The organism is Pseudomonas sp. SID14000 (assembly GCF_002165135.1).
Lineage (GTDB): Bacteria > Pseudomonadota > Gammaproteobacteria > Pseudomonadales > Pseudomonadaceae > Aquipseudomonas.
The window spans coordinates 1-25,157 of sequence record NZ_NFZQ01000012.1 but is presented as its reverse complement, the minus strand read 5'-3'; the positions used below and the strand labels follow the sequence as shown (position 1 = coordinate 25,157).

Here is a 25,157-nt window from a genome sequence, read left to right as displayed (position 1 = left end):
ACCACCGTAGCGGGCTGATCGCCCCACGGCCTGATGAGGTAACCCCGACAATGTTGAGCTTTATTGCCCGGCGCCTTGGCCTGCTGATACCGACCTTTTTCGGCATCACCTTGCTGACCTTCGCGCTCATACGCCTGATCCCCGGCGACCCGGTGGAAGTGATGATGGGCGAGCGCAGGGTCGACCCCGAAATGCATGCCCAGGCCATGGAGCGCCTGGGCTTGAACAAGCCACTGCCGGTCCAGTACCTGGATTACGTTGGCAAGCTGGCCCAGGGCGACCTCGGTGAATCGCTGCGCACCCGCGAGAGCGTGTGGAGCGAGTTCCTCACCCTGTTTCCGGCCACCCTCGAACTGGCCTTCGCTGCCCTGCTGTTCGCCGGCATCGTCGGCCTGCTGGCCGGGGTGATCGCCGCGCTCAAGCGCGGTTCGCTGTTCGACCACGGGGTAATGGGCATTTCCCTGGCGGGTTACTCGATGCCGATCTTCTGGTGGGGCCTGATCCTGATCATGTTCTTCTCGGTAAGCCTGGGCTGGACGCCGGTGTCCGGGCGCATCGACCTGCTCTACGACATCGAGCCGAAGACCGGCTTCATGCTCATCGACACCCTGCTCAGCGACGAGGAAGGCGCGTTCAAGGACGCGGTGATGCACCTGATCCTGCCAGCCATCGTGCTCGGCACCATCCCGCTGGCGGTGATCGCCCGCATGACCCGCTCGTCGATGCTCGAAGTGCTGCGCGAGGACTATATCCGCACCGCCCGCGCCAAAGGCCTGTCGCCGGCCCGCGTGGTGTTCGTGCACGGCCTGCGCAACGCGCTGATCCCGGTACTGACCGTATTCGGCTTGCAGGTCGGCACGTTGCTGGCCGGTGCGGTACTGACCGAAACCATCTTTTCCTGGCCGGGCATCGGCAAGTGGCTGATCGAAGCCATCGGTGCCCGTGACTACCCCGTGGTCCAGAACGGCATCCTGTTGATCGCCTGCCTGGTGATCCTGGTCAACTTCGTCGTGGACATCCTCTACGGCCTGGCCAACCCACGCATCCGTCATCAGCGCTGAGGCCCTCGCCATGACTAGCCCGATTCCGAAATCCGTGTCGCCGGCCAGCCCGGTGGACCAGAGCCTGCTCTACCCTTCGCCGTACAAAGAATTCTGGCAGGCCTTCGCCCGCAACAAGGGTGCAGTGATGGGCCTGGCCTTCATGTGCCTGGTGGTGTTCTGCGCACTGTTCGCGCCGTGGGTCGCCCCGCACGACCCGAGCGAGCAGTACCGCGACTTCCTGCTGACCCCGCCGGTGTGGCTCGAAGGCGGCAGCTGGCAGTTCATCCTTGGCACCGACGAGCTGGGCCGCGACCTGCTTTCCCGACTGATCCAGGGCGCGCGGCTGTCGCTGCTGATCGGCCTGTCGTCGGTGGTGATGTCGCTGATCCCCGGCATCCTGCTCGGCCTGCTGGCCGGTTTCTTCCCGCAGCTGCTCGGCCCGTCGATCATGCGCCTGATGGACGTGATGCTGGCCCTGCCCTCGCTGCTGCTGGCGGTGGCCATCGTCGCCATCCTTGGCCCAGGCCTGATCAACACCGTGATCGCCATCGCCATCGTGTCGTTGCCATCGTACGTACGCCTGACCCGCGCCGCCGTGATGGGCGAGCTGAACCGCGACTACGTCACCGCCGCACGGCTGGCCGGTGCCGGGCTGCCACGGTTGATGTTCGTCACCGTGCTACCCAACTGCATGGCACCGCTGATCGTGCAGGCCACCCTCAGTTTCTCCTCGGCCATCCTCGACGCCGCCGCCCTGGGTTTCCTCGGCCTTGGCGTGCAGCCGCCGACCCCGGAGTGGGGCACCATGCTGGCTTCGGCCCGCGACTACATCGAGCGCGCCTGGTGGGTGGTGAGCCTGCCCGGCCTGACCATTCTGCTCAGTGTGCTGGCAATCAACCTGATGGGCGACGGCCTGCGCGACGCGCTGGACCCGAAACTCAAGAACGCCGCCTGAGGAGAACGCCATGTCACTGTTGCAGATCAACAACCTGAACGTGCGCTTCGGCGACGCCAATGCGGTACCGGTGGTCGATGGCCTGGACCTGACGGTGGAGGCCGGCGAGATCCTGGCCATCGTCGGCGAATCCGGCTCGGGCAAGTCCGTGACCATGATGGCCCTGATGGGCCTGATCGACGCTCCCGGGCGCATCACTGCCGACTCGCTCACCTTCGACGGCACCGACATGCTCAAGCTCAGCGGCCGCCAGCGGCGCAAGGTGGTGGGCAAGGACATCGCCATGGTCTTCCAGGACCCGATGACCGCACTCAACCCCAGCTACACCGTGGGTTACCAGATCGAGGAAGTGCTGCGCCAGCACCTGGGCCTGAAGGGCAAGGCCGCGCGCCAGCGTGCCCTGGAGCTGCTGAAAAAGGTCGAGATCCCGGCGGCCGAAAGCCGCCTGGACGCCTACCCGCACCAACTGTCCGGCGGCATGAGCCAGCGCGTGGCGATTGCCATGGCGATTGCCGGCGAACCCAAGCTGCTGATTGCCGACGAACCCACCACTGCGCTGGACGTAACCATCCAGGCGCAGATCATGGAACTGCTGGTCAACCTGCAGAAAGAGCGCAACATGGCGCTCATCCTGATCACCCACGACCTCGCCGTGGTCGCCGAGACGGCCAGGCGCGTGTGCGTGATGTACGCCGGCCAGGCCGTTGAGGTGGGCCAGGTGCCGGAGCTGTTCGATGTGCCCGCCCACCCCTACACCGAAGCACTGCTGGCGGCGATCCCCGAGCACAGTATCGGCGCCGAACGCCTGGCCACCCTGCCCGGCATCGTCCCCGGTCGCTACGACCGCCCCGCGGGTTGCCTGCTGTCACCGCGCTGCCCGTACGTGCAAGACAACTGCCGGCGCCAGCGTCCGCCCCTCGATCCCCAGGCCCATAGCCTGGTGCGTTGCTTCTACCCGCTGAACCAGGAGGTGGCGTGATGGCCGTCGTTCTATCCGCCCGGGAGCTGACCCGGCATTACGAAGTCTCCCGCGGGCTGTTCAAGGGCCACGCCTTGGTCCGCGCGCTGAATGGCGTGTCGTTCGAACTGGAGGCTGGCAAGACCCTGGCCGTGGTCGGCGAGTCCGGCTGCGGCAAGTCGACCCTGGCCCGCGCCCTTACACTGATCGAGGAGCCCTCCTCCGGCTCGCTGCAAATCGCCGGCACCGAAGTGAAAGGCGCCAGCAAAGCTGAACGCAAGCAGTTGCGCCGCGACGTGCAGATGGTGTTCCAGAGCCCCTACGCCTCGCTCAACCCACGGCAGAAGATTGGTGACCAACTGGCCGAACCGCTGCTGATCAACACCTCGCTGAGCAAGGCCGAGCGGCGTGAAAAGGTGCAAAAGATGATGGAACAGGTCGGCCTGCGCCCCGAACATTACCAGCGCTACCCGCACATGTTCTCCGGCGGCCAGCGCCAACGCATCGCCCTGGCGCGGGCGATGATGCTGCACCCCAAGGTGCTGGTGGCGGACGAGCCGACCTCGGCACTGGACGTGTCGATCCAGGCCCAGGTGCTGAACCTGTTCATGGATTTGCAGAAGGAGTTCAACACTGCCTATGTGTTCATCTCGCACAACCTGGCGGTGGTGCGGCATGTGGCGGACCAGGTGCTGGTGATGTACCTGGGGAGGCCGGCGGAGATGGGGCCGAAAGAGGATATCTACGAAAGGCCGTTGCACCCGTATACCCAGGCGCTGCTGTCGGCGACGCCGGCGATTCACCCGGACCCGTTGAAGCCGAAGATCCGTATTGCCGGGGAGCTGCCCAACCCGCTGAACCCGCCGGATGGGTGTGCGTTTCACAAGCGTTGCCCGTATGCGACCGAGCGTTGTGCCAAGGAGGTGCCAGCGCTCAGGCAGGTGAGTACCCGGCAGGTGGCTTGCCACTATGCCGAGCAGTTTCTTTAGCCTCTAGATAGCCGGGGCTGCTTTGCAGCCCATCGCGACACAAGGCCGCTCCTACAAGGGACCGCGATCTCCTGTAGCAGCGGCCTTGTGTCGCGATGGGCCGCAAAGTGGCCCTAAAATCTCAATGCATGAAGAACCAGATCAGAATAATCACCGGAATCGGCACCCCAATCATCCAGAGCAGTATCGAGCGCATGGCCTTTCTCCTTGTTCGATGTTGAACAGACAGGTGCACGCGCCATGCCATCACGGTCAAAAAATCATACTCACCCGAATCAACGGTTTACTCCCCAAGCCGCTTGGCAAAACCGTGCAATATGCCGGATCCGCACCCTTGCAGCTGGGTGTTCTGCAATGCACTATCAGGCTCATGACCGCCCACACCCTCCCTGACGGCCCCGAGCAGACCCCGCTTACCGCCGACACCGTGCTTCGCTACCACCTGTGCTGGAAGCACCGCGATCTCGACGGTGTCATTGCGCTCTACCACCCGGACATTCAGTACCACGACTTCTTCCAGAACCGCGTGCTCGGCTATCAGGAACTGCGTGACTACGTGCGCGCCTGCCTGCCTCACGAAGCTGGCGAAGATATCGTGCACAGCGACCGCATCCGCGTGGACGGCTGCACAGCATTCATTCAGTACCAGGTCACGGTCCAAGGCGGCGACGGCCTGGTTGCGTTCCAGTCCAGCGAGGCGATTACCGTCAAGGACGGCCTGATCTGGCGGGTCAACGAATACGCCACGCTGGTCCGCCGGAACGGCAGTGGCCATGCCACTAACGGCCCGCGCCCGGCCACCAGCCGCCTGGGCCTGTCGCCCCGTCAACTGTCGACCATGGCCCAGGACCTGGAACACTACTTCCAGCGCCAGCGCCCCTACCTGGACCCGGAGCTGGACCTGCAGCAGGTGGCACACGCCAGCGGCTACAGCCGCAACCAGATCTCCTACCTGCTCAACCAGGTGCTCGGGCAAAGCTTCTACCGCTACGTCAACCAGGCCCGCCTGCAGCACCTGATGGCCAGCCTCGATGACGACAGCGTCGAGGTGACGATCGACGAGCTGGCGTTCAATGCCGGTTTCAACTCGCTGTCGGCGTTCTACAAGTGTTTCCGCGAACACACCGGGCTTACGCCCAAGGCCTACCTGAAGCAAATTTCCCTGCGTGCACGCACGTAGGACAGCCGCCCGCCGACACCACTAGGATCGCCCACAGACCTTGACGGATGTGGAGCCGAACCCGATGCAACCCCTGCGCACGCTCAGCCTGTGGATGGACCAGCTTGACGAGCCGCTGTGCGCCCGCCCGGCCCTGCGCGACGACCAGGAAGCGGATGTGTGCATCATCGGCGCTGGCTACACCGGCCTGTGGACCGCCTACTACCTCAAACGCCAGGCGCCACAGCTGAACATCGCCGTGATCGACGCCAACATCGCCGGCTTTGGCGCCTCGGGGCGCAACGGCGGCTGGCTGATGGGCAACCTGCTCGGCGAAAGCCGCCTGCTCGCGACCCTGTCGCCGCAACAGCGCCGCACCAGCATCGACCTGCTGCATGGCATTCCTGATGAAGTACACCGCGTGTTGCAACGCGAGGGCATCGACTGCGATTACCGCAAAGGCGGCGTGCTGTACTGCGCCGCACGCTACCCGGAACAGGAGCGTAGCCTGCGCGCCTACCTCGACGACCTTTATCGTCAGGGCATGACCGAGGACGACTACCGCTGGCTGCGCCCCGAACAGCTGGACGCCCAGTTGCGGGTCAGCAATGCCTATGGGGCCATCTACAGCCCGCACACCGCAACTATCCAACCCGCCAAGCTGGCGCGTGGCCTGGCCCGAGCGGTAGAAGCGCTGGGCGTACCCATCTACGAAAACACCCCGGCCATCGACTGGCAGCCCGGTGAGGTGCGTACCCCGTTGGCGCGCATTCGCTGCCAATGGATGGTACCCGCCGTGGAGGGCTACGCCGCCAGCCTGCCGCCACTGGGCAAACATCAGCTGCCGGTACAGAGCCTGTTGGTGGCCACCGCCCCCCTGCCGGAAGCCACCTGGGAACAGATCGGCCTGAACCAGGGCCAGGCCTTCAGCGAAAGCAGCCGACAGGTCACCTACGGCCAGCGCACCGCCGACAACCGCCTGGTATTCGGCGCCCGTGGCGGCTACCGCTTCGGTGGCCGCCTGCGCGAAAACTTCAACCTCACTGAACAGGAAATCGAGCTGCGCCGCTATCTGTTCAGCGAACTGTTCCCGCAGCTGAAGCACGTGCGCATCACTCATTCGTGGGGCGGCAACCTGGGCATGGCGCGGCGCTTCCGCCCGCACATGCTCTGCGACCGTCAACGCGGTATCGCCCTGGCGGGCGGCTACGGCGGCGAAGGCGTCGGCGCCACCAACCTGGGCGGGCGCACCCTGGCGGCGCTGATCCTCAACCAGCACAACGAACTGACTGCACAACCCTGGGTGCTCGACAATCGCCCGTTGTCGAGCCTGGCCAGCTGGCCACCCGAGCCCTGCCGCTGGCTGGGCTACAACGCGATCATCCAGAGCTTCGTCCACGAGGACCGGACCCTCGCCAACCCCGCCAGCGCGCCCTGGAAACGGCACCTGGCCAGCTCGCTGGCGGACTTCATGGAAGGTTTCATGCACTGATAACGACGGGAGGTGCCCGCCTTGATCTGGACCAGTATCAAGGCAGGAAATTGAATCGGGGCTGCTTTGCAGCCCCGATTTCAATACTTAATGGTGCTCGCGGGTAGCGCGGAACTTGATGTCCGGCCAGCGCTCTTCCATCAGCGACAGGTTGACCCGGGTCGGTGCCAGGTAGGTCAGATGCCCGCCACCGTCGATGGCCAGGTTCTCCATGGCCTTGTTCTGGAATTCCTCGAGCTTCTTCTTGTCGTCACAGCCGATCCAGCGGGCCGACCATACGGTGATCGGCTCGTAGGCGCACTCGACCTTGTACTCTTCCTTCAGGCGGCTGGCGACCACGTCGAACTGCAGCACACCGACCGCACCGAGGATGATGTCGTTGCTGCGCTCAGGGAAGAACACCTGGGTCGCGCCCTCTTCGGCCAGCTGCTGCAGGCCCTGACGCAGTTGCTTGGATTTCAGCGGGTCCTTCAGGCGTACGCGGCGGAACAGTTCCGGGGCGAAGTGCGGGATACCGGTGAAGCCCAGCGCCTCGCCTTCGGTGAAGGTGTCGCCGATCTGGATGGTGCCGTGGTTGTGCAGGCCGATGATGTCGCCGGCATAGGCCTCTTCCAGCTGCTCACGCTCGGAGGAGAAGAAGGTCAGCGCATCGCCGATACGCAGGTCCTTGTTGATCCGCACGTGGCGCATCTTCATGCCCTTCTCGTACTTGCCCGAGCAAATGCGCATGAAGGCGATGCGGTCGCGGTGTTTCGGGTCCATGTTCGCCTGGATCTTGAACACGAAGCCGGTGAACTTCTCTTCCACAGGCTCCACGGTACGCTCGTGCGCGACACGGCCCAGCGGGCGTGGCGCCCAGTCGACGACTGCGTCGAGCACGTGGTCGACACCGAAGTTGCCCAACGCAGTACCGAAGAACACCGGCGTCAGCTGGCCGTTGATGAACTCTTCCTGGTTGAACTCGTGGCAGGCACCCTGCACCAGCTCCAGTTGCTCGACGAACGAGTCGTACTGGTCGCCCAGATGGGCGCGGGCCTCGTCCGAATCCAGCTTCTGAATGATCTTGGCTTCGGTACGCTCGTGACCGTGGCCCGGGGTGTACACCACGATGTAGTCACCGGTCAGGTGGTACACACCCTTGAAATCGCGGTAGCAACCGATCGGCCAGGTGATCGGCGCGGCCTTGATCTTCAGTACCGCTTCGATCTCGTCGAGCAGTTCGATCGGGTCGCGGATGTCACGGTCGAGTTTGTTGATGAAGCTGACGATCGGCGTGTCGCGCAGGCGGCACACGTCCATCAGGGCGATGGTCCGCGGCTCTACACCTTTACCGCCGTCGAGCACCATCAGCGCCGAGTCCACCGCGGTCAGGGTGCGGTAGGTGTCTTCCGAGAAGTCTTCGTGGCCGGGGGTGTCGAGCAGGTTGATCATGTGCTCGCGGTACGGGAACTGCATCACCGAGGTGGTGATGGAGATGCCGCGCTGCTTCTCCATTTCCATCCAGTCGGAGGTGGCATGGCGGTCGGACTTGCGCGACTTCACGGTACCGGCGACGGCAATGGCCTTGCCCATCAGCAGCAGCTTCTCGGTGATGGTGGTCTTACCGGCGTCGGGGTGGGAAATGATTGCGAAAGTGCGGCGCTTCGCGACTTCGGCGGCCTGGTTGGTCATGGGAAATCGCCTGACTGGGGGATTAAAAAGGGGCGATATCATACCTGAAGTTGGGCCGGGACCAAAACCTGAGGAATGAGTGGTGCTTGTGTCGGCCTCTTCGCGGGTAAACCCGCACACAGGTGACTGCACAGCGTCCAGGTGCGGTGCAGTCCCTGTGGGAGCGGGTTCACCCGCGAAAGGGCCGGCTCAGGCAAAGCCAATTTCACAGGCAATCGCTTTATCACGATAAATGGCCACAGGTCAGTTATTTCAACGCCTGTAGCGGATTAACACGCTGTTTTTTCTTGCCATCTTTCGATACACCCAGTGATTAGCACTGGCCAAACGCCGCCCCAGATGGGAACCTTTACGCCCACGGAGACGTCCACTCCCCTGCAACCCGCTTCGGTTGGGGAGCTGGTTTCATCAGCATTTTCGGGCCCGACGGGGTTCGGCTTATGGCCTGATCGCAGCCTTCGGCGTGCGTCACGCTGCTACTCGCGAACACACCACCCGCCGCCAGGACTGGCCGGCAACCAAGAAGTGTGCTCGCCGACAACACAAGGAGTCCGCCTGTGGCAAAACGCTACGGAAAAGGGCTGTTGGGATGGGCCGCCGTGCTCGTCATCCTGGCCCTGCTGGTCCACTGGATCGGCATCGACACGATCGCGCGTTATCGCGACGATCTTGGGTTCTACCTGCAAGCGCACCTGGTCCTGGTGCTGGCTTCGATGGCGGCGGCGCTGGCCGTGGGCATCCCCGCCGGCATTGCGTTAAGTCGACCGCAGCGGGTCGACAAAGCCGAGCGCTTCATGCAGTTGTTCAACGTTGGCAACACCATTCCTCCCCTGGCCGTTCTGGCCATCGCCCTGAGTATCCTGGGCATCGGCGCCGGGCCTGCAATCTTCGCCCTGTTCCTCGCCTCCCTCCTGCCCATCGTGCGCAACACCTACGAGGGGCTGAAAAACGTCCCCGCCTCGCTCAAGGAAGCCGCCACCGGCATCGGCATGACCCCGCGCCAGCAGTTGTGGCAGGTGGAGTTGCCCAATGCCGTGCCGATCATCGTCGGCGGTGTGCGCGTGGCCCTGGCGCTGAACGTGGGCACCGCACCGCTGGCGTTCCTGATCGGCGCCAACAGCCTGGGCAGCCTGATCTTCCCCGGCATCGCCCTGAACAACCAGCCACAGCTGCTGCTGGGTGCCGCCTGCACCGCGCTGCTGGCGCTGGTGCTGGACGCGGCGGTGAGTTTCTCCAGCAAGCGCTGGCTGGAACGTGGCCTGACCCAATAAAGATAGGGAACGTATGAACAAGAGAATCGCCTTGCTGCTGGGCGCGGTCCTGCTGTTCGCAGGATTTGCCCAGGCGGCAGACAAACCGCTGATCCGCATCGGCGCGCGGGTGTTCACCGAACAGACCGTGCTCGCCGAAATCACCGCGCAATACCTGCGCGCCAACGGTTTTGACGTGCGCGTCACCAGCGGCCTTGGCAGCAGTATCGCGCGCCAGGCCCAGGAAACCGGCCAGCTCGACCTGATGTGGGAATACACCGGCGTGTCGCTGGTATCGTACAACCATATCGACGAGCGCATGCCCAGTGCCGAGGCGACCTACGCCAAGGTCAAGGCACTGGACGCGAAGAAGGACCTGATCTGGCTGACCCCGTCGAAGTTCAGCAACACCTACGCGCTGGGCCTGCCCAAGCAGGTCGCCGAGGCTTATCCACAGATCAACTCGATCAGCGACCTCAACCAGGTGCTGCGTGACGAAAGCCGACGCAACCACTTGGTGGCGCTGGACACCGAGTTCGCCAACCGCCCGGACGGCTTGGTCGGCCTGAAGGCGATGTACGACTTGCAAGTGGGCCGCGCCAACATCCGCCAGATGGATGCCGGCCTGGTCTACACCGCCATGCACAACAACCAGGTGTTCGCCGGCCTGGTGTACACCACCGATGGCCGCCTGAACGCGTTCGACCTCAAGCTGCTGGAAGACGACAAGCACTACTTCCCCGACTACACCGCCGCCCCGGTGGTGCGCAAACAGGTACTCGAAGCCAACCCGCAACTGGCCGGCCTGCTCAAGCCACTGGCCGAGCAGCTGGATGACGAAACCATGCGCCAGCTCAATGCCAAGGTCGATGTCGAGCACCAGAACCCGACTGCCGTGGCCGCCACCTTCCTGCGTGAGCACCCACTGAACAGCGAGAGCCAGCCATGAACCTGATCGATACCTTCAACCACCTGGACTGGGCCCAGGTACTGCAACTGACCTGGCAGCACATCATGCTGGTGAGCGTCGCCGTCAGCCTGGCGATTCTGGTCGGGGTGCCGCTGGGCGTCCTGATGACCCGCTTCCCGGCCTTCGCCGGCCCGCTGCAGGCCAGCGCCACCGTGCTGCTGACCATCCCTTCCATCGCCCTGTTCGGCCTGCTGCTGCCGTTCTACTCCAGGTTCGGCCAAGGGCTTGGCCCGCTACCGGCGATCACCGCCGTGTTCCTGTACTCACTGCTGCCGATCATGCGCAACACCTACCTGGCCCTGACCAACGTCGAACCCGGCATCCGTGAAGCGGCGCGCGGCATCGGCATGACCTTCGGCCAGCGCCTGCGCATGGTCGAGCTGCCCATCGCCGTGCCGGTGATCCTCGCCGGCGTGCGCACCGCCGTGGTGATGAACATCGGCGTCATGACCATCGCCGCCACCATCGGCGCCGGCGGCCTCGGCGTACTCATCCTCACCTCCATCAGCCGCAGCGACATGTCGATGCTGCTGGTCGGCGCCGTGCTGGTCAGCCTGCTGGCGATCATCGCCGACCTGCTGCTGCAAACCCTGCAACGTGCCCTGACTCCAGAAGGACTGCGCTCATGATCGAACTGAAGAACCTCAGCAAAACCTTCAACGTCAACGGCAAGGACGTAAAGGCCGTCGACTCGGTAAGCCTCACCGTCAACGAAGGGGAAATCTGCGTGTTCCTCGGCCCCTCAGGCTGCGGCAAGAGCACTACCCTGAAAATGATCAACCGCCTGATCACGCCCACTTCCGGCCAAGTGTTCATCAATGGCGAAGACACCACCGGGCTGGACGAGGTCACCCTGCGCCGGCATATCGGCTATGTCATCCAGCAGATCGGCCTGTTCCCCAACATGACCATCGAGGAGAACATCACCGTGGTGCCGCGCCTGCTCGGCTGGGACAAACAGAAGTGCCATGAACGCGCCCGCGAGCTGATGCACATGATCAAGCTGGAGCCCAAGCAGTACCTGCAGCGCTACCCGCGCGAACTGTCCGGTGGCCAGCAGCAGCGTATCGGCGTGATCCGCGCCTTGGCGGCAGAAGCGCCGGTGCTGTTGATGGACGAGCCGTTCGGCGCGGTCGACCCGATCAACCGCGAGATGATCCAGAACGAGTTCTTCGAGATGCAGCGGGCCTTGAACAAGACCGTGATCATGGTCAGCCATGACATCGACGAAGCGATCAAGCTGGGCGACAAGATCGCCATCTTCCGCGCCGGCAAGCTGTTGCAGCTGGACCACCCCGACACCTTGCTGGCACACCCGGCGGATGAGTTCGTGAGCAACTTCGTCGGCCAGGACAGCACCCTCAAGCGCCTGCTGCTGGTGCGTGCGGAGGATGCGGCAGACAACGCGCCATCGGTAAGCCCGCAGACGCCGGTAAGCGATGCGCTGGAGCTGCTGGACGAGCACGACCGCCGGTACGTGGTGGTGACCGATGCACAGAACAAGGCGCTGGGTTATGTGCGCCGGCGCGATATGCATCGCCAGCAAGGGACCTGTGGCGACTTCCTGCGGCCGTTCAATGCCACGGCGGCGCATGATGAGCATTTGCGCATCCTGCTGTCGCGGATGTACGAGTTCAACCGGGCATGGCTGCCGGTGCTGGATGCCGAGCAGGTGTTTTTGGGCGAGGTGACGCAGGAGTCGATTGCGGCTTACCTGAGTTCGGGGCAGTCGCGGGGGGCCAAGACCAGCATTGTCTCGCCGGCTGAGGCGGTGATTTCCTGAACCGGCCTCTTCGCGGGTAAACCCGCTCCCACAGGGTCGGCGCAAGGCTGAAGGCCTGCGCGGTACCTGTGGGAGCGGGTTCACCCGCGAAGCAGGCGACGCGATGTCAGAACCCTACACTGGCCTGCACATAGAAAGTCCGTGGCTCACCCACATAGATGCCGGCATTATTGTCGCTGGAGCGGGTGAAGTACTGCTTGTCGAACAGGTTCTTCACCCCCGCCGCCAACTTCAGGTTGGACATTTCCGGTCCGAACTCATAGCCGCCACGCGCATGCCAGGTCACGTAACCCGGAATATCGCCGAACTGCCCGTCCGCACTCGGCTCGGTGATGTAGTCGCCGTTGAAGCTGCCATCGGCATTGATCCCGGTCCCCGGTGCACGCTGTTTGGATTGGGCGTAGGCATCCAGGTTCCAGGTCCAGTGGTTGACCGCGTAACGCACCCCGGCAGTGGCCACCTGGCGTGAATAGAACGGCAGGTCGCGGCCCTTGAAGCCAGGAATGTCCCCTTCATAAGTAGCGCGGGTATAGGTGTAGCCACCGCTCACCGACAGCCCTTCCAGGCGCGGGTCAAGCCCCGCCAGGTCATAGCGCACCGAAGCCTCGATACCTTGGTGCTTGGTCGCGCCGAGGTTGGTCCAGCCCACGTCGTTACTGATGTACTGCAGTTCGTCATCGAAGTCGATGTAGAACGCCGTCAGCTCACCGGCAAAGCCGCCATTGTCATAGCGTGTACCGATTTCGTAGGTCTTGGCCTTTTCCGGCTCCAGGCCATTGGCCGTGCTGTTGCCAGTACCGCCCTGGCCCAGCTGGAAGTACTGCAGGCTACCGAAGGAGGTTTCGTAGTTGGCGAACAACTTCCACGCATCAGAAATGTGGTACATCACGCTCAACGCCGGCAGCGGCTCGTTGCTGGTGATGCTGCGTTTCTTCTCCGCCACTGGCTGGCCGTTGGCACCGAGCACCGGGCGGTCGCGCCAGTCGGTGTTGATGTGCTCGAAGCGGATACCCGGAGTGATGGTCCAGTTACCCACGTCGATCTTGTCGTCTATGTAGTAGGCGCTGGCCTCGGTACCACCACTGCGGTCCTGGAACACATGGCCGTCGGAGGTCGGAGTCGGCGTCGGCGTCGGCACGTTGTCGATCAGCGCCAGGCGGGTCGACTGCTCACGCATCGCTTCCTTCAGGTAACGGTAACCCACGCTGACTTCCTGGGTGGTCGGGCCGGCGAAGAAGATCCGCGACAACCGTGGTTCGATGGCGAAGGTGTGGTAGTTGCGCGGGTACGACGACAGGGTCTTCATGTCGCGCGACGCAATGGCGCTGCCGCGGAAGCTGTCGGTGTAGTAGGTCAGCACTTCGAACTGGGTGGCATCGTCGAGCTGGCGCTGCCACTTGAACGACACGTCCTTGCGCCGGCCGGCGAAGTAGTCGTAGTCGCGCAGCGACTGGTACGGGTTGCTGTCGTACTGGGCCTGGGTCAAACCACCGGGCATGTCGGCACGGCCATCGTAGTAATGGAAGTTGAGCCAGAACTCGTCGACATCGGTCGGCGCCCAGTGAGTCTTGAGTATGACGTCGTCGATGTCGTTGCCGTTGTTGCTTGCACGGTAGCCGTTGCCATTCACCCCGGTGTACAACAGCGCCACACCCATGCCGTTATCCGCCGTACCGCCGACAAAGGCCGACTCGGTATGCTTCCAGCCGCCATGCTGGGAGGTTTCCAGGGTGGTGGAAAGCTCCGCCGAGGTCTTCTCCGGGATCGCCCGGGTAACGAAGTTGATCACCCCGCCGACGTTCTGCGGGCCATAACGCACGGAGCCGGCGCCGCGCACCACGTCGATGCTGTCGAGGTTGCCCGAGGAAATCGGCGCCATCGACAACTGCGGCTGCCCATAGGGCGCGAAGGCGGCCGGGATGCCGTCGATCAGGACCGTGGAGCGTGGCGACAGGCGCGAAGTCAGGCCGCGAACACCCACGTTCAGCGACAAGTCGCTGCCGCCGGTGCCGTTAGAGTCCTGCACCTGCACCCCCGGGATACCGCGCAGCACATCGCGCACGTTCATTGCGCCCTTCTCCACCATCGCCTCGCGGCGCACCACGGTGCGCGCGCCAGGGTGGTTCTGCACCACGCTTTGCTGGGCATCGCCCAGCCAGTCGCCCACAACCTTGATGTCGGTGGGCGCCAGTTCCAGGCTGCCGGTAGTGAGGGTGCCATCGGCCTGGGCCGGCTTGACTACCACGGTGCCCTGGGACATCTCGTAGGTCAGGCCACTGCCTTGCAACAGTTGCTGCAGCGCCTGCTCGGGCGCCAGTTGGCCGGAAACCGCCGGGGCCTGCTTACCGGCTACCAACTCGGGGCTGAAGAACAGCTGCAGGTTGGTCTGCTGGCCCAGCTGGTTCAGCGCCGATGCCAAGGGTTGGGCCTGGATCCGGATGGTGCTGCCGGCCTCTGCGGCCTGGCTGTTGACGGCCACGGCGCTGACCGCCAGGGCCAGCGCCAGGGCGCGGAAGCGTGGGAAGGGCTTGTTGTTGTTCACGTCGTCGAAACTTCCTGGAGTACGGAATAAACGCCAACCGCATGCAAATGGAAATGCTTGGCAGTTGCAGCTGGCGGGGAAGACGAACGAGCGGAAAAAAACCTGAATCTATTTCGCGATTATTTCGCGCGAGCCATCTTCATGGGCTTTGATGGCCACCGGCAGGATGCTCGGCAAGGCACGCAGCAGCGCGTCGGTGTCGTCGGTGCTGAAGGTGCTGGACAACCGCAGCTGGGCGACTTTGCCGGGGGCGACCCGCAGCGGCTGGCTGCGGTAGCGCGAAGCTTCCGCCACCACCTCGGCCAGGGTGGCGTTGTCGAACACCAGCCGGCCTTGGCGCCAGGCAGTCAGGGCGCCGGTATTCACCGGATAGGGCGCGGCCACCTGGCCTTGTGCATCGATATGCGAGCCCAGGCCTGCCGTGAGCTGCGCCTGCGAGGCGCCCCTGCCCTGCACACGCACCGAGCCCTGCTCCACCGCCACGCGGGTGCTGGCCGGGTCCAGGCGGACGTCGAAGCGGGTACCGGTGACAGTCACGCTACCTTGGGCGGTGTCGACCACGAACGGCCTGCCACCGTCAGGGGCGACGGTGAACATCACTTCCCCCGCCATCAGCCGGACATGCCGCTGGCCGGCGCTGAAAGCGACCTGCACTTGCGTACTGCCGTTGAGTTCAAGGTGCGAACCATCCGGCAGGTCAACCTGGCGGCGTTCGTTGAAGGCTGTCTGCAAACTGCCCTGGTGATTCAGTTGCTGATAGTGCCAGCCACCCCAACCCAGCCCCAACGCCAGTGCGGCCACACTGGCGGCCAAGGCCTGGCGCACAAAGCGTCGACGTGGCAAACGACGTGCCGGGGCCGGCTGGCACAGCGCTTCCAGGCGCTGGCGGGGGATGAAGTCGGCGGCTTGCCACAGGCGGGCGAGCTGCTGGTACTCTTCACGGTGCCGTGCATCGCCTTCCAGCCAGGCGTGCAGTTGCGCCTGCAGCACGGCATCGCGAGGCGCATCCTGCATGCGGGCGAACCATGCAGCCGCCTGCTCGCGGACGGTACCGGTACCGTGCTGTTTCATCGAAAAGGTCTCCTGACTCATCATGCCGACACATCCAGGTGCTCACGCAGATGCCGGAGCGTGCGGATCATATACTTTTCGACCATGTTCTTGCTCAACCCCATGCGCTCGGCGATCTCGGCCTGGGTCAAACCTTCGAGCTTCTGCCAGATGAACACCTGCCGGCAATTGAGCGGCAGTTCGGCCAGCGCCCGCTCGACCCTGTCGGCCAGCTCCAGCGCATGCATGTAGGCCTCGGGGTCGCCATTACCGGCCACGCCTTCATCGAAGGCTTCCTGCTCCAGGGCCTGGCGGCGGTCCTCGCGACGGAAACCGTCCACGGCAATGTTGCGCGCGGTCTGGTGCAGGTAGGCGCGAGGCTGCTCAACCTGCTCGCGCGGGTTTTCCAGTACCCGGACAAAGGCATCGTGGGTGAGGTCCTCGGCCTGCGGTCGACTGCGCAACTTGCGCGTCCAGGTGCCGATCAGCTCATGGTAGTGGTCGAGGAAGCCTTTGGGTCCGGACACGGTCGGGGTCATCAGGGAGGCGGACAAGGGTGCGAATAGTAATGTTTCTCATCAAAGCCGGCAATTCCGCCAGTCGGTAACAAAAAATTTATTGTCTTTTTCACGGGCGGCAGTGCGAAGCATTGTGGCCATAAATATGAACACCACAGGACTCTTCGCGGGTAAACCCGCTCCCACAGGAAGCGTGAAAACCCTGTGGGAGCGGGTTTACCCGCGAAGGGGCCAATTTGGTCCATTCCACAATTTTTTACGCTTGAAACACTGCGGGGAACATCAGCCGGTCACACGAGTCGGTTATTCAAATGGCTGATCGTCGATCCACGTCGATCACGCCCGGATTGCCTGTTGATTCTGCATTCTTCACGCCCTAAAGTGCGCGCCGAACGTCCATGCTGGAAACGATCCATCCGGCTCAAGTACTGAGTAGGCGAACCAAAGTGGGGATACGGAGGACGTTCAGTTTGCAGCCACTTAATCTTTCAGTTTGCCCATGGAGTCCCTGAGCATGTCGATCCAGGTCGAAGACTATTTCGCGCGTGACACCTTCCAGAAAATGAAGGCGTTCGCCGACAAGCAGGAAACCCCGTTCGTACTCATCGATACCCAGATGATCAGCCAGGCCTACGACGACCTGCGTGCAGGTTTCGAATTCGCCAAGGTGTACTACGCGGTCAAGGCCAACCCGGCCGTGGAAATCATCGACCTGCTCAAAGAGAAAGGTTCGAGCTTCGACATCGCCTCGATCTACGAGCTGGACAAGGTGCTGGGCCGCGGCGTCACCGCTGACCGTATCAGCTACGGCAACACCATCAAGAAGTCCAAGGACATCCGCTACTTCTACGAGAAGGGCGTGCGCCTGTATGCCACCGACTCGGAAGCAGACCTGCGCAACATCGCCAAGGCCGCCCCGGGCTCGAAGGTGTACGTGCGTATCCTCACCGAAGGCTCGACCACTGCCGACTGGCCGCTGTCGCGTAAATTCGGCTGCCAGACCGACATGGCCATGGACCTGCTGATCCTCGCCCGCGACCTGGGCCTGGTGCCTTATGGCATTTCCTTCCATGTTGGCTCGCAGCAGCGTGACATCAGCGTGTGGGATGCCGCCATCGCCAAGGTCAAGGTGATCTTCGAGCGCCTGAAGGAAGAAGACGGCATCGAGCTGAAGCTGATCAACATGGGTGGCGGCTTCCCGGCCAACTACATCACCCGGACCAACAGCCTGGAAACCTACGCCGAAGAAATCATCCGCTTCCTGAAGGAAGACTTCGGTGACGACCTGCCGGAAATCATCCTCGAGCCTGGCCGTTCGCTGATTGCCAACGCCGGTATCCTGGTCAGCGAAGTGGTACTGGTTGCACGCAAGTCGCGCACCGCCGTCGAGCGCTGGATCTACACCGACGTGGGCAAGTTCTCCGGCCTGATCGAAACCATGGACGAGTCCATCAAGTTCCCGATCTGGACCGAGAAGAAAGGCGAGACCGAAGAAGTGGTCATCGCCGGCCCGACCTGTGACAGCGCCGACATCATGTACGAGCACTACAAGTATGGCCTGCCCTTGAACCTGGCCATCGGCGACCGCCTGTACTGGCTGTCGACCGGTGCCTACACCACCAGCTACAGCGCAGTGGAGTTCAACGGCTTCCCGCCGCTGAAGGCTTACTACCTGTAATGCAAAACGGGGCCGCAAGGCCCCGTTTTCATTTGTGCTTTCCGCCTTCAGGCCTGTGCAACTCCCTGTAGGAGCAGCCTTGTGCTGCGAAGAGGCCATGACTGCCAAAGGCCATCTTTTGTCATGCCGGCCTCTTCGCAACACAAGGCTGCTCCTACAGGGACTGCGGGCCTTGAGGGAACCTCAAGCTTCGCGCCGTTCGATCTCCTCGGCATACCGCGCCGCAAAGGCCATCAATACCGGCCCCGCCCCCTGCAAGGTCACCAGCGCACTGCGCAGGAAATTCATGTTCCCCTCGACCCGCGCCCGCTCCAGCCACGGCCCGGCTTCCGCTACCTGACCACGCTCGACCAGCACCAGCGCCAGGCTGAACATGCCACGAAAGTCCCCCGCCTCGGCCGAACGCCGATACCAGCGTACTGCTCGTGTAGGGTTGGGCGCCGTGGCAATGCCTTGCTCCAGGTAACGCCCATACAGGTTCATCGACTTGGCATGCCCCATGTAAGCGGCCTTCTCGTAGCACATCAGCGCCTGCGTCTGGTTGGCCGGTAGGCCGCGCCCGGTGGCCAGCAGGTTGCCCAGGTTGTACAGCCCCCAGTCCAGCCCGGCATCGGCCGCACGCGCATAGTGAATAGCCGCCTGCGCCTGGCTTGGCTCACCGCCCCAGCCATGCTCCAGGCAACGCCCCAGCATGTTGTGCGCCATGGCACTGCCGCCCTGAGCGGCGATGCCGAACCAGCGCCTGGCCACGGCGGCATCCGCCTGAATACCGCGCCCGTCAAGCAGGATCTGCCCCAACAGCAACTGCGCCTCGACCGCGCCCTGCCCTGCCGCAGCCAGGATCGCCTGGGCAGCCTTGCCGGGGCTTTCTTCCAGCATGGCCTGCAAACCGGCCACATCCACCACTTCCTCACGCCGCAACTGATAGGACACGGCTCAGACCTCGGCCCAGCGGCGCAGCAGGTTGTGGTAGGTGCCGGTCAGCTGTAGCAGTGATGGATGATCCGGCACATCGGCAGTCAGTTGCTGGATGGCATTATCCATCTCGAACAGCAACGCCCGCTGGCTGTCCTCGCGCACCAGGCTCTGGGTCCAGAAGAATGCAGCGTAACGCTGGCCACGGGTCACCGGGTTGACCTTGTGCAGGCTAGTACCGGGGTACAACACCAGGTCACCGGCAGCCAGCTTGACCTGCTGCACGCCATAGGTGTCCTGGATCACCAACTCGCCACCGTCGTAGCTGTCCGGATCGCTGAGGAACAGCGTGGAAGACAGGTCGGTACGCACCCGCTCCGGGCTGCCCTTGGGCTGGCGCAGGGCGTTGTCGATGTGGAAGCCGAAATTGCCGCCTTCGCGGTAGCAGTTGATCAGCGGCGGGAACACCTTGTGCGGCAAGGCAGCAGACATGAAGCGCGGGTTCTGCCACAAGCGGTCGATCAGCGCACTGCCGATCTCCTTGGCCAGTGGGTGCCCTTCCGATAACTGCAGGTTGTGCTTGGCCTTGGCCGACTGGTAGCCGGCCGTGATCTTGCCGTCGGCCCAGTCGGCCTGCTCCAGCGCCTCGCGGATACGGGCCAGTTCATCGGCATCGAACAGGCCGTGGATGTGAAGCAGCATGGCGGCAGCCCCGTTGGAGAATGTAAAGGCGTCAATGATATTGATTCCCTTTCGCGCTTCACAAGCCCCGTTCGCCGCTTAATACGTTTCAGCTTGATGAAACCGTAAAGGGAAACTGTAAAGATTGTAAATTCTTCACGAATGGTAACGACTCTCAATTGCGACCAACAATTGCTTACACTAAGATCCGCGGCCTCAACACCTTGGGGAAGGTCCTAAGCAATGCGCCAGTCCGTACCATCTGCAGTGAGCTCACCACGTCTGATCGTGTCTGCCATCGGCGTCGCCCTCAGCGCCTCGTCGGCCTACGCCGCCGACCCGGCCGGCAGCAGCCCGATCACCCTCGACGCCACCAGCGTAAACGGCAAGGCTGAACAGGCCAGCACCGATTACAAGGTCGACAAGGCCTCCTCGCAGAAGTACACCGCCCCGCTGGTAGATACCCCACGCTCGATCACCGTAATCCCGCAGCAAGTGATCAAGGACACCAGCGCCCTGACGCTGCAGGACGCCCTGCGTACCGTGCCGGGCATCACCATGGGTGCCGGCGAAGGGGGCAACCCGTCCGGCGATCGCCCATTCATCCGCGGCTTCGACAGCCAAAGCTCGATGTACCTGGACGGCGTGCGCGATACCGGTTCGCAAACCCGCGAGATCTTCGCCATCGAGTCGGTGGAAGTGGCCAAGGGCCCGAATTCCTCGATCGCTGGCCGTGGCGCTGCCGGTGGCACCATCAACATGGTCAGCAAGCGTGCGCACCTGGGCAACTCGCTCGACGGCGCCTGGACCTGGGGCAGCGATCAGACCCAGCGCTACACCCTGGATGGCAACTATCAGTTCAGCGACAGCGTCGCTGGTCGCCTGAACCTGATGACCCATAAAAGCAATGTCGCCGGCCGCGATGAGGTCAACTACGACCGTTGGGGCGTGGCACCTTCGCTGGTGTTCGGCCTGGGCACCGATACCCGCGTGAGCCTTGATTACTACCACGTGGAAAGCGACGACCTGCCGGATTCGGGTATTCCCTACAGCCTGCGCTCCGGCAGCTCGGCCGCTCGCACCTCGGCCAACCCGGACAAGCCAACCCACGGCGGTGGCAGCAGCAGCAACTACTACGGCCTGGTCGGTCGCGATTTCTCCAAGAGCCGCGCAGATATCTCGACCATCAGCATCGAGCACGACCTGAGCGCCTCGCTGACCGTCAAGAACACCTTGCGCCATGGCAATACGCTGCAGGACTACATCTACAGCCAGCCAGACGACAGCAAGGGCAACATCCTCAACGGTGAAGTCTGGCGTCGCCCGAACAACCGTGTAGCCAATACCCGCACGACCACCAACCAGACCGACCTGTATGGTGATTTCTACGTGGCCGGCATGAAGAACAGCTTCTCCACCGGTATCGAACTCAGCCGGGAAACCTCGGTGAAAACGGGCTATAACGTCACTGGTTTCGGCGCTGGCAGCTGCTCGAGTGCAACAGGCCAGATCTCCGGTGTCTGCACCTCGTTCCCGAACCCCAACCCGCATGAAGAGTGGGACGGCACCATCAGCCGCACCGAAGCCGGAGCCGATACCGCTGGCAACACGCGCGCCATTTACTTCACCGACACGCTGGAGCTCGACCCGGCCTGGTTGCTGACCATGGGCCTGCGTTACGACCACTTCGACACCAAGGCCAAGACCAAAGTGGCCAACGGTTCGACCAGCTTCAAGACCCAAGACACCAGTGAGTTCGTCACTGGCCAACTAGGCCTGACCTGGAAGCCTGCCGAGAACGGCAGCATCTATGTGTCCTATGCCACCTCCGCCACCCCGCCTGGCTACGCGCTCGGCGAAGGCTCCGACGGCAACGCGCTGGTCACGGCCACCACTACCAGCGAGCTGAAACCGGAACAAACCACCAACTACGAAATCGGTACCAAGTGGGATCTGCTCGATGAACGCCTGGCGCTGACCGCAGCCATTTTCCGCACCGAGAAGGAAGACGCTCGTGTACTGGTGGATAACAACACCTACCAGAACATCGGCAAGACTCGTGTCGACGGCCTGGAGCTTAGCGCCACCGGCAAGCTGACCGACGCCTGGCAAGTATTCGCCGGCTACACCTACCTGGATGCCAAGCTCGTCGACGGCGGCGCACAGCGGGTCGGCACGGTGTTCATCGAGGGTTACAACGATGGCAACCAATTGCCAAACACACCGAACCACAGCCTGACCCTGTGGACCACTTACAACGTCACGCCGAAGCTGACCCTTGGTGGTGGTGCCTTCTACGTCGATGAAGTGTTCGGCAACACCACCAACAGCGTGATGGTCGACTCGTACTGGCGCTACGACGCCATGGCCAGCTACAAGCTGACCAAGCACGTCGACCTGCAACTGAACGTGCAGAACCTCACCAACGAGGTCTACTACGACAAGGCCTACAGTGGGCACTATGCCAACCAGGCCGCCGGGCGTACTGCGCTGTTGACCACCAGCTTCCACTTCTGATGCCGGGATGGGGTTGACCTGTTGAATGGGCTGCGCCTGTGCCGGCCCTTTCGCGAGCAAAACCGCTCCCACAGGTACTCCACTGACCTCAGGTCCAGTGATATCTCTGTGGGAGCGGGTTCACCCGCGAAGAGGCCGGTACAGACAACACAAGCCTGACTGACTAGCCCCCTGCCCCGTTCATTCCCGTGAGCGGGGCTTTTGCGTATCAAGGCATAATGCACGCCGCGCAGTGTGCGGCAGAAACACAAGGTGATCATGTGGTGAAGAAGACGCTGTTCCAATTGCACTGGTTCTTTGGCATCACCGCTGGCCTGGTGCTGGCCTTGATGGGTATCACCGGGGCCCTGTACTCGTTTCAGGAAGAGCTGCTGCGTGCATTCAATGCCGATGTACTCAAGGTAGAAGTACGCGCCGAAGGCGTGCTGCCGCCGGCCGAGCTGGTACGTCGGGTCGAGGCCCAGCAAGACGACAAGGTGGCGATGCTGTGGGTCGACGTACGCCAAGGCAATGCCGCCCGCGTCTTCTTTACGCCCCCACCTGGCGAACGCCGTGGCCCGCTGCGCTATGCCGACCCGTACACCGGCGAACTCAAGGGAGAAGTGGCCGGGCAAGGCTTCTTCAACCTCATGCTCAACCTGCACCGCTTCCTCGCCATGGGCGACAGCGGCCGGCAGATCACCGGTGCCTGCACCCTGATGCTGGTGTTCTTCTGCCTCTCCGGCCTGTACCTGCGCTGGCCGCGCAAGGCGCTGGACTGGCGCACCTGGCTGACCTTCGACTGGGCCAAGAAAGGCCGCGCCTTCAACTGGGACCTGCACGCGGTGGCCGGCACCTGGTGCCTGATGTTCTACCTGCTGTTCGCCCTGACCGGGCTGTTCTGGTCCTACGAGTGGTACCGCGACGGCCTGAACAAGCTGCTGGCCGACGCGCCGGCCGCCGGCCAGCAGCAAAAGCACGGCGAAGGCCGTGGCCGCCACGGGCCACAGAAAATCGACAAGAACGCCCCGCCGCTGGTGGTCGACTACGACGCGATCTGGGCCAACCTCAAGGATGCCGCCGGCCCGGGCCTGGCCATGTACAACCTGCGCCTGCCACCGGTAGGCGGTCGGCCAGCCAACCTGTTCTACCTGCTGGACAACGCCGACCACCCGCGTGCCTTCAATACCCTGGTGCTGGACCCGGCCAGCGGCCAGGTGAAAAAACATGACCGCTACACCGACAAATCCTTCAAGGCCCAGTTGCTGCAGAGCGTCTACGCCCTGCACGTGGGCGAATACTTCGGCCTGCCGGGGCGCATCATCGTCACCATCGCCAGCCTGACCATGCCGCTGTTCTTCGTCACCGGCTGGCTGCTGTACCTCGACCGCCGGCGCAAGAAGCGCCAGGTACGCGCGGCCCGTGGCAACGTCACCAGCAACACTGCCAGCGGCGACAGCTGGCTGATCGGCTTTGCCAGCCAGAGCGGGCTTGCCGAACAACTGGCCTGGCAGAGCGCCGGGCAGCTTCAGGCCGCCGGCCTGCCAGTGCAGGTACGCGCCCTGGCCGAACTGGGTGAAAGCGACCTGCGCCAGGCCCGCCGTGCGCTGTTCGTGGTCAGCACCTTCGGCGACGGCGAAGCCCCCGACAGCGCCCGCGCCTTCGAGCGCAAGGTGCTCGGCCAGCCTTGGGCGCTGGACAACCTCAGCTATGCCCTGCTCGCCCTCGGTGACCGCCAGTATCCGCACTTCTGCGGCTTCGCCCGCCGCCTGCAGGCATGGCTGGGTGAACGCGGTGCCAGCAGTGCGTTCAGCCCGGTGGAAGTGGACAACGCCGACCAGGCCGCGCTGCAGCAGTGGCAGCAGGAACTGGCGCAACTGACCGGTGCCCAGCCGGTGACCGCCTGGCAGCCGCCGGGTTTCGGCAACTGGTCGCTGGTGCACCGTGAACTGCTCAACCCGGGCAGCCAGGGCCAGCCGGTGTACCTGTTGGGCCTGCGACCGGAACAGCCCGCCAGCTGGGAAGCCGGCGACCTGGTGGAGATCCTGCCGCTCAATGGCCAGCCGAGGATCGACGCCTTCCTCGATGGCATGGCGCTGGACGCCGGGGCCAAGGTGCAAGTGAATGGCCTGGGCGAAACCCTCGCCCAGGCCCTGGCCGGCCGCCAGTTGCCGACCCGGCGCGATCACCTGGTCGGCTTGCAGCCGCAAGCACTGGTCGATGCACTGGTGCCGATCGGTAGTCGCGAATACTCGATCGCCTCGATCGCCAGCGATGGCGTGCTGGAGCTGATCGTGCGCCAGGAACGCCATGCCGATGGCAACCTGGGCCTGGGTTCCGGCTGGCTGACGGAGTACTTGCCGCTTGACGGTACGCTGAGCCTGCGCTTGCGGCGCAACAGCAGCTTTCACCTGCCGCAAAGCGCTGCGCCAATGGTACTGATCGGCAACGGTACCGGCCTGGCCGGCCTGCGCAGCCTGCTCCGCGCGCGGGTGAATACTGGTGAGCAGCGCAACTGGCTGCTGTTCGGCGAGCGTAACCGGGCGCATGACCTGCTATGTGGCAGCGAGCTGCAAGGCTGGCTGGACAGCGGTGACCTGGCACGTCTGGACCTGGCGTTTTCGCGGGACCAGGCCGAGAAGGTGTATGTGCAGGATGTGTTACTGCAGCAGGCTGATGAGCTCAAGCGCTGGGTCGCGGATGGCGCCTGTGTGTATGTCTGTGGCAGCCTGCAAGGGATGGCTACGGGGGTGGATGCAGCGCTCAACGGTATCCTCGGGGAGGTCGCTGTGCAGCAGCTGATCGAGGATGGGCGGTATCGGCGGGATGTGTACTGATCGGAAACTGATGTAACCAGCAATGGCCTCTTCGCGGGTAAGGTGAACTGGCCTAATGATCCCGGACACCTCTTAAGGGCGATATGATTCGCCCAATCAGGAGGTTCCATGCAAGAACGAAAGACCTACACCCGCGAGTTCAAGCAACGTGCTGCCAGCATGGTTCTTGA

The 25,157-nt window shown here is 63.4% G+C and carries 19 protein-coding genes; 13 read left to right on the top strand and 6 right to left on the bottom strand.

Going from position 1 to position 25,157, the window contains the following annotated elements:
• The first annotated feature begins 50 nt into the window (after positions 1 to 50).
• From CAY82_RS18550 to CAY82_RS18525, 6 genes are all read left to right on the top strand, one after another.
• A complete protein-coding gene (locus CAY82_RS18550) occupies positions 51 to 1,061 on the top strand; it encodes an ABC transporter permease subunit (RefSeq protein WP_012316108.1) in 1,011 nt (336 codons plus the stop codon).
• Between the two features lie 10 nt (positions 1,062 to 1,071).
• A complete protein-coding gene (locus tag CAY82_RS18545) occupies positions 1,072 to 1,998 on the top strand; it encodes an ABC transporter permease subunit (protein WP_087502522.1) in 927 nt (308 codons plus the stop codon).
• A 10-nt stretch (positions 1,999 to 2,008) separates the two neighbouring features.
• On the top strand, positions 2,009 to 2,977 hold the full coding sequence (locus tag CAY82_RS18540) for an ABC transporter ATP-binding protein (RefSeq protein WP_087502521.1): 969 nt from the start codon (positions 2,009 to 2,011) through the stop codon (positions 2,975 to 2,977).
• Complete coding sequence (locus tag CAY82_RS18535; protein WP_087502520.1) at positions 2,977 to 3,945, top strand: peptide ABC transporter ATP-binding protein; 969 nt, start codon at positions 2,977 to 2,979, stop codon at positions 3,943 to 3,945. Before CAY82_RS18540 ends, CAY82_RS18535 begins: the two co-directional genes overlap by 1 nt.
• Positions 3,946 to 4,315: 370 nt before the next feature.
• The gene (locus CAY82_RS18530) at positions 4,316 to 5,125 is read left to right on the top strand and encodes a nuclear transport factor 2 family protein (RefSeq protein ID WP_087502519.1); all 810 of its coding nucleotides are present in this window, start codon (positions 4,316 to 4,318) and stop codon (positions 5,123 to 5,125) included.
• A 64-nt stretch (positions 5,126 to 5,189) separates the two neighbouring features.
• Complete coding sequence (locus tag CAY82_RS18525) at positions 5,190 to 6,596, top strand: FAD-binding oxidoreductase (protein ID WP_087502518.1); 1,407 nt, start codon at positions 5,190 to 5,192, stop codon at positions 6,594 to 6,596.
• 87 nt (positions 6,597 to 6,683) lie between these two features.
• On the opposite strand, the gene CAY82_RS18520 is transcribed toward CAY82_RS18525, so the two are convergent.
• Complete coding sequence (locus CAY82_RS18520; RefSeq protein ID WP_003257876.1) at positions 6,684 to 8,267, bottom strand: peptide chain release factor 3; 1,584 nt, start codon at positions 8,265 to 8,267, stop codon at positions 6,684 to 6,686.
• Positions 8,268 to 8,824: 557 nt separating this feature from the next.
• Here CAY82_RS18520 and CAY82_RS18515 point away from each other — a divergent pair.
• Genes CAY82_RS18515 through CAY82_RS18500 form a run of 4 tightly spaced genes read left to right on the top strand, consistent with a single transcriptional unit; the run spans position 8,825 to position 12,270 of the window.
• Positions 8,825 to 9,538 (top strand): ABC transporter permease, encoded by a 714-nt coding sequence (locus tag CAY82_RS18515; RefSeq protein ID WP_087502517.1) that lies wholly within the window; start codon positions 8,825 to 8,827, stop codon positions 9,536 to 9,538.
• Between the two features lie 13 nt (positions 9,539 to 9,551).
• A complete protein-coding gene (locus CAY82_RS18510) occupies positions 9,552 to 10,466 on the top strand; it encodes a glycine betaine ABC transporter substrate-binding protein (RefSeq protein ID WP_087502516.1) in 915 nt (304 codons plus the stop codon).
• On the top strand, positions 10,463 to 11,116 hold the full coding sequence (locus CAY82_RS18505) for an ABC transporter permease (protein WP_087502515.1): 654 nt from the start codon (positions 10,463 to 10,465) through the stop codon (positions 11,114 to 11,116). Before CAY82_RS18510 ends, CAY82_RS18505 begins: the two co-directional genes overlap by 4 nt.
• A complete protein-coding gene (locus CAY82_RS18500; RefSeq protein ID WP_087502514.1) occupies positions 11,113 to 12,270 on the top strand; it encodes a betaine/proline/choline family ABC transporter ATP-binding protein in 1,158 nt (385 codons plus the stop codon). The genes CAY82_RS18505 and CAY82_RS18500 overlap by 4 nt, the downstream gene beginning before the upstream one ends.
• A gap of 106 nt (positions 12,271 to 12,376) precedes the next feature.
• Here the strand turns inward: CAY82_RS18500 and CAY82_RS18495 are convergent, their stop codons facing one another.
• The 3 genes from CAY82_RS18495 to CAY82_RS18485 form a co-directional block, all read right to left on the bottom strand.
• Entirely contained in the window at positions 12,377 to 14,812 is a 2,436-nt protein-coding gene (locus tag CAY82_RS18495) for a TonB-dependent receptor (RefSeq protein ID WP_087502513.1), read from the bottom strand.
• Between the two features lie 108 nt (positions 14,813 to 14,920).
• Positions 14,921 to 15,883 carry a FecR family protein gene (locus CAY82_RS18490; RefSeq protein WP_087502512.1) on the bottom strand — a complete coding sequence of 321 codons (963 nt, stop codon included), beginning with the start codon at positions 15,881 to 15,883 and terminating at the stop codon, positions 14,921 to 14,923.
• A gap of 20 nt (positions 15,884 to 15,903) precedes the next feature.
• Positions 15,904 to 16,401 (bottom strand): RNA polymerase sigma factor, encoded by a 498-nt coding sequence (locus CAY82_RS18485; protein ID WP_087502511.1) that lies wholly within the window; start codon positions 16,399 to 16,401, stop codon positions 15,904 to 15,906.
• A gap of 493 nt (positions 16,402 to 16,894) precedes the next feature.
• Here CAY82_RS18485 and CAY82_RS18480 point away from each other — a divergent pair, with 493 nt between their 5' ends.
• Positions 16,895 to 18,058 (top strand): type III PLP-dependent enzyme, encoded by a 1,164-nt coding sequence (locus tag CAY82_RS18480; RefSeq protein WP_043208127.1) that lies wholly within the window; start codon positions 16,895 to 16,897, stop codon positions 18,056 to 18,058.
• 183 nt (positions 18,059 to 18,241) lie between these two features.
• Here the strand turns inward: CAY82_RS18480 and CAY82_RS18475 are convergent, their stop codons facing one another.
• Positions 18,242 to 18,991 (bottom strand): tetratricopeptide repeat protein, encoded by a 750-nt coding sequence (locus tag CAY82_RS18475; protein WP_087502510.1) that lies wholly within the window; start codon positions 18,989 to 18,991, stop codon positions 18,242 to 18,244.
• Positions 18,992 to 18,994: 3 nt separating this feature from the next.
• A complete protein-coding gene (locus CAY82_RS18470; protein ID WP_087502509.1) occupies positions 18,995 to 19,675 on the bottom strand; it encodes a Fe2+-dependent dioxygenase in 681 nt (226 codons plus the stop codon).
• 222 nt (positions 19,676 to 19,897) lie between these two features.
• Between CAY82_RS18470 and CAY82_RS18465 the strand changes: the two genes are divergently transcribed.
• Complete coding sequence (locus tag CAY82_RS18465; protein WP_087502508.1) at positions 19,898 to 22,171, top strand: TonB-dependent siderophore receptor; 2,274 nt, start codon at positions 19,898 to 19,900, stop codon at positions 22,169 to 22,171.
• Positions 22,172 to 22,431: 260 nt separating this feature from the next.
• Positions 22,432 to 24,987 carry a sulfite reductase flavoprotein subunit alpha gene (locus CAY82_RS18460; protein WP_087502507.1) on the top strand — a complete coding sequence of 852 codons (2,556 nt, stop codon included), beginning with the start codon at positions 22,432 to 22,434 and terminating at the stop codon, positions 24,985 to 24,987.
• Positions 24,988 to 25,157 lie beyond the last annotated feature (170 nt).

Excerpts from the sequence above, each read along its gene's own strand:
- CAY82_RS18550 (WP_012316108.1), top strand. The coding sequence starts at position 51 with ATGTTGAGCTTTATTGCCCGGCGCCTTGGCCTGCTGATACCGACCTTT.
- CAY82_RS18545 (WP_087502522.1), top strand. The coding sequence starts at position 1,072 with ATGACTAGCCCGATTCCGAAATCCGTGTCGCCGGCCAGCCCGGTGGAC.
- CAY82_RS18540 (WP_087502521.1), top strand. The coding sequence starts at position 2,009 with ATGTCACTGTTGCAGATCAACAACCTGAACGTGCGCTTCGGCGACGCC.
- CAY82_RS18535 (WP_087502520.1), top strand. The coding sequence starts at position 2,977 with ATGGCCGTCGTTCTATCCGCCCGGGAGCTGACCCGGCATTACGAAGTC.
- CAY82_RS18530 (WP_087502519.1), top strand. The coding sequence starts at position 4,316 with ATGACCGCCCACACCCTCCCTGACGGCCCCGAGCAGACCCCGCTTACC.
- CAY82_RS18525 (WP_087502518.1), top strand. The coding sequence starts at position 5,190 with ATGCAACCCCTGCGCACGCTCAGCCTGTGGATGGACCAGCTTGACGAG.
- CAY82_RS18520 (WP_003257876.1), bottom strand. The coding sequence starts at position 8,267 with ATGACCAACCAGGCCGCCGAAGTCGCGAAGCGCCGCACTTTCGCAATC.
- CAY82_RS18510 (WP_087502516.1), top strand. The coding sequence starts at position 9,552 with ATGAACAAGAGAATCGCCTTGCTGCTGGGCGCGGTCCTGCTGTTCGCA.
- CAY82_RS18505 (WP_087502515.1), top strand. The coding sequence starts at position 10,463 with ATGAACCTGATCGATACCTTCAACCACCTGGACTGGGCCCAGGTACTG.
- CAY82_RS18500 (WP_087502514.1), top strand. The coding sequence starts at position 11,113 with ATGATCGAACTGAAGAACCTCAGCAAAACCTTCAACGTCAACGGCAAG.
- CAY82_RS18490 (WP_087502512.1), bottom strand. The coding sequence starts at position 15,883 with ATGAAACAGCACGGTACCGGTACCGTCCGCGAGCAGGCGGCTGCATGG.
- CAY82_RS18485 (WP_087502511.1), bottom strand. The coding sequence starts at position 16,401 with ATGACCCCGACCGTGTCCGGACCCAAAGGCTTCCTCGACCACTACCAT.
- CAY82_RS18480 (WP_043208127.1), top strand. The coding sequence starts at position 16,895 with ATGTCGATCCAGGTCGAAGACTATTTCGCGCGTGACACCTTCCAGAAA.
- CAY82_RS18470 (WP_087502509.1), bottom strand. The coding sequence starts at position 19,675 with ATGCTGCTTCACATCCACGGCCTGTTCGATGCCGATGAACTGGCCCGT.
- CAY82_RS18465 (WP_087502508.1), top strand. The coding sequence starts at position 19,898 with ATGCGCCAGTCCGTACCATCTGCAGTGAGCTCACCACGTCTGATCGTG.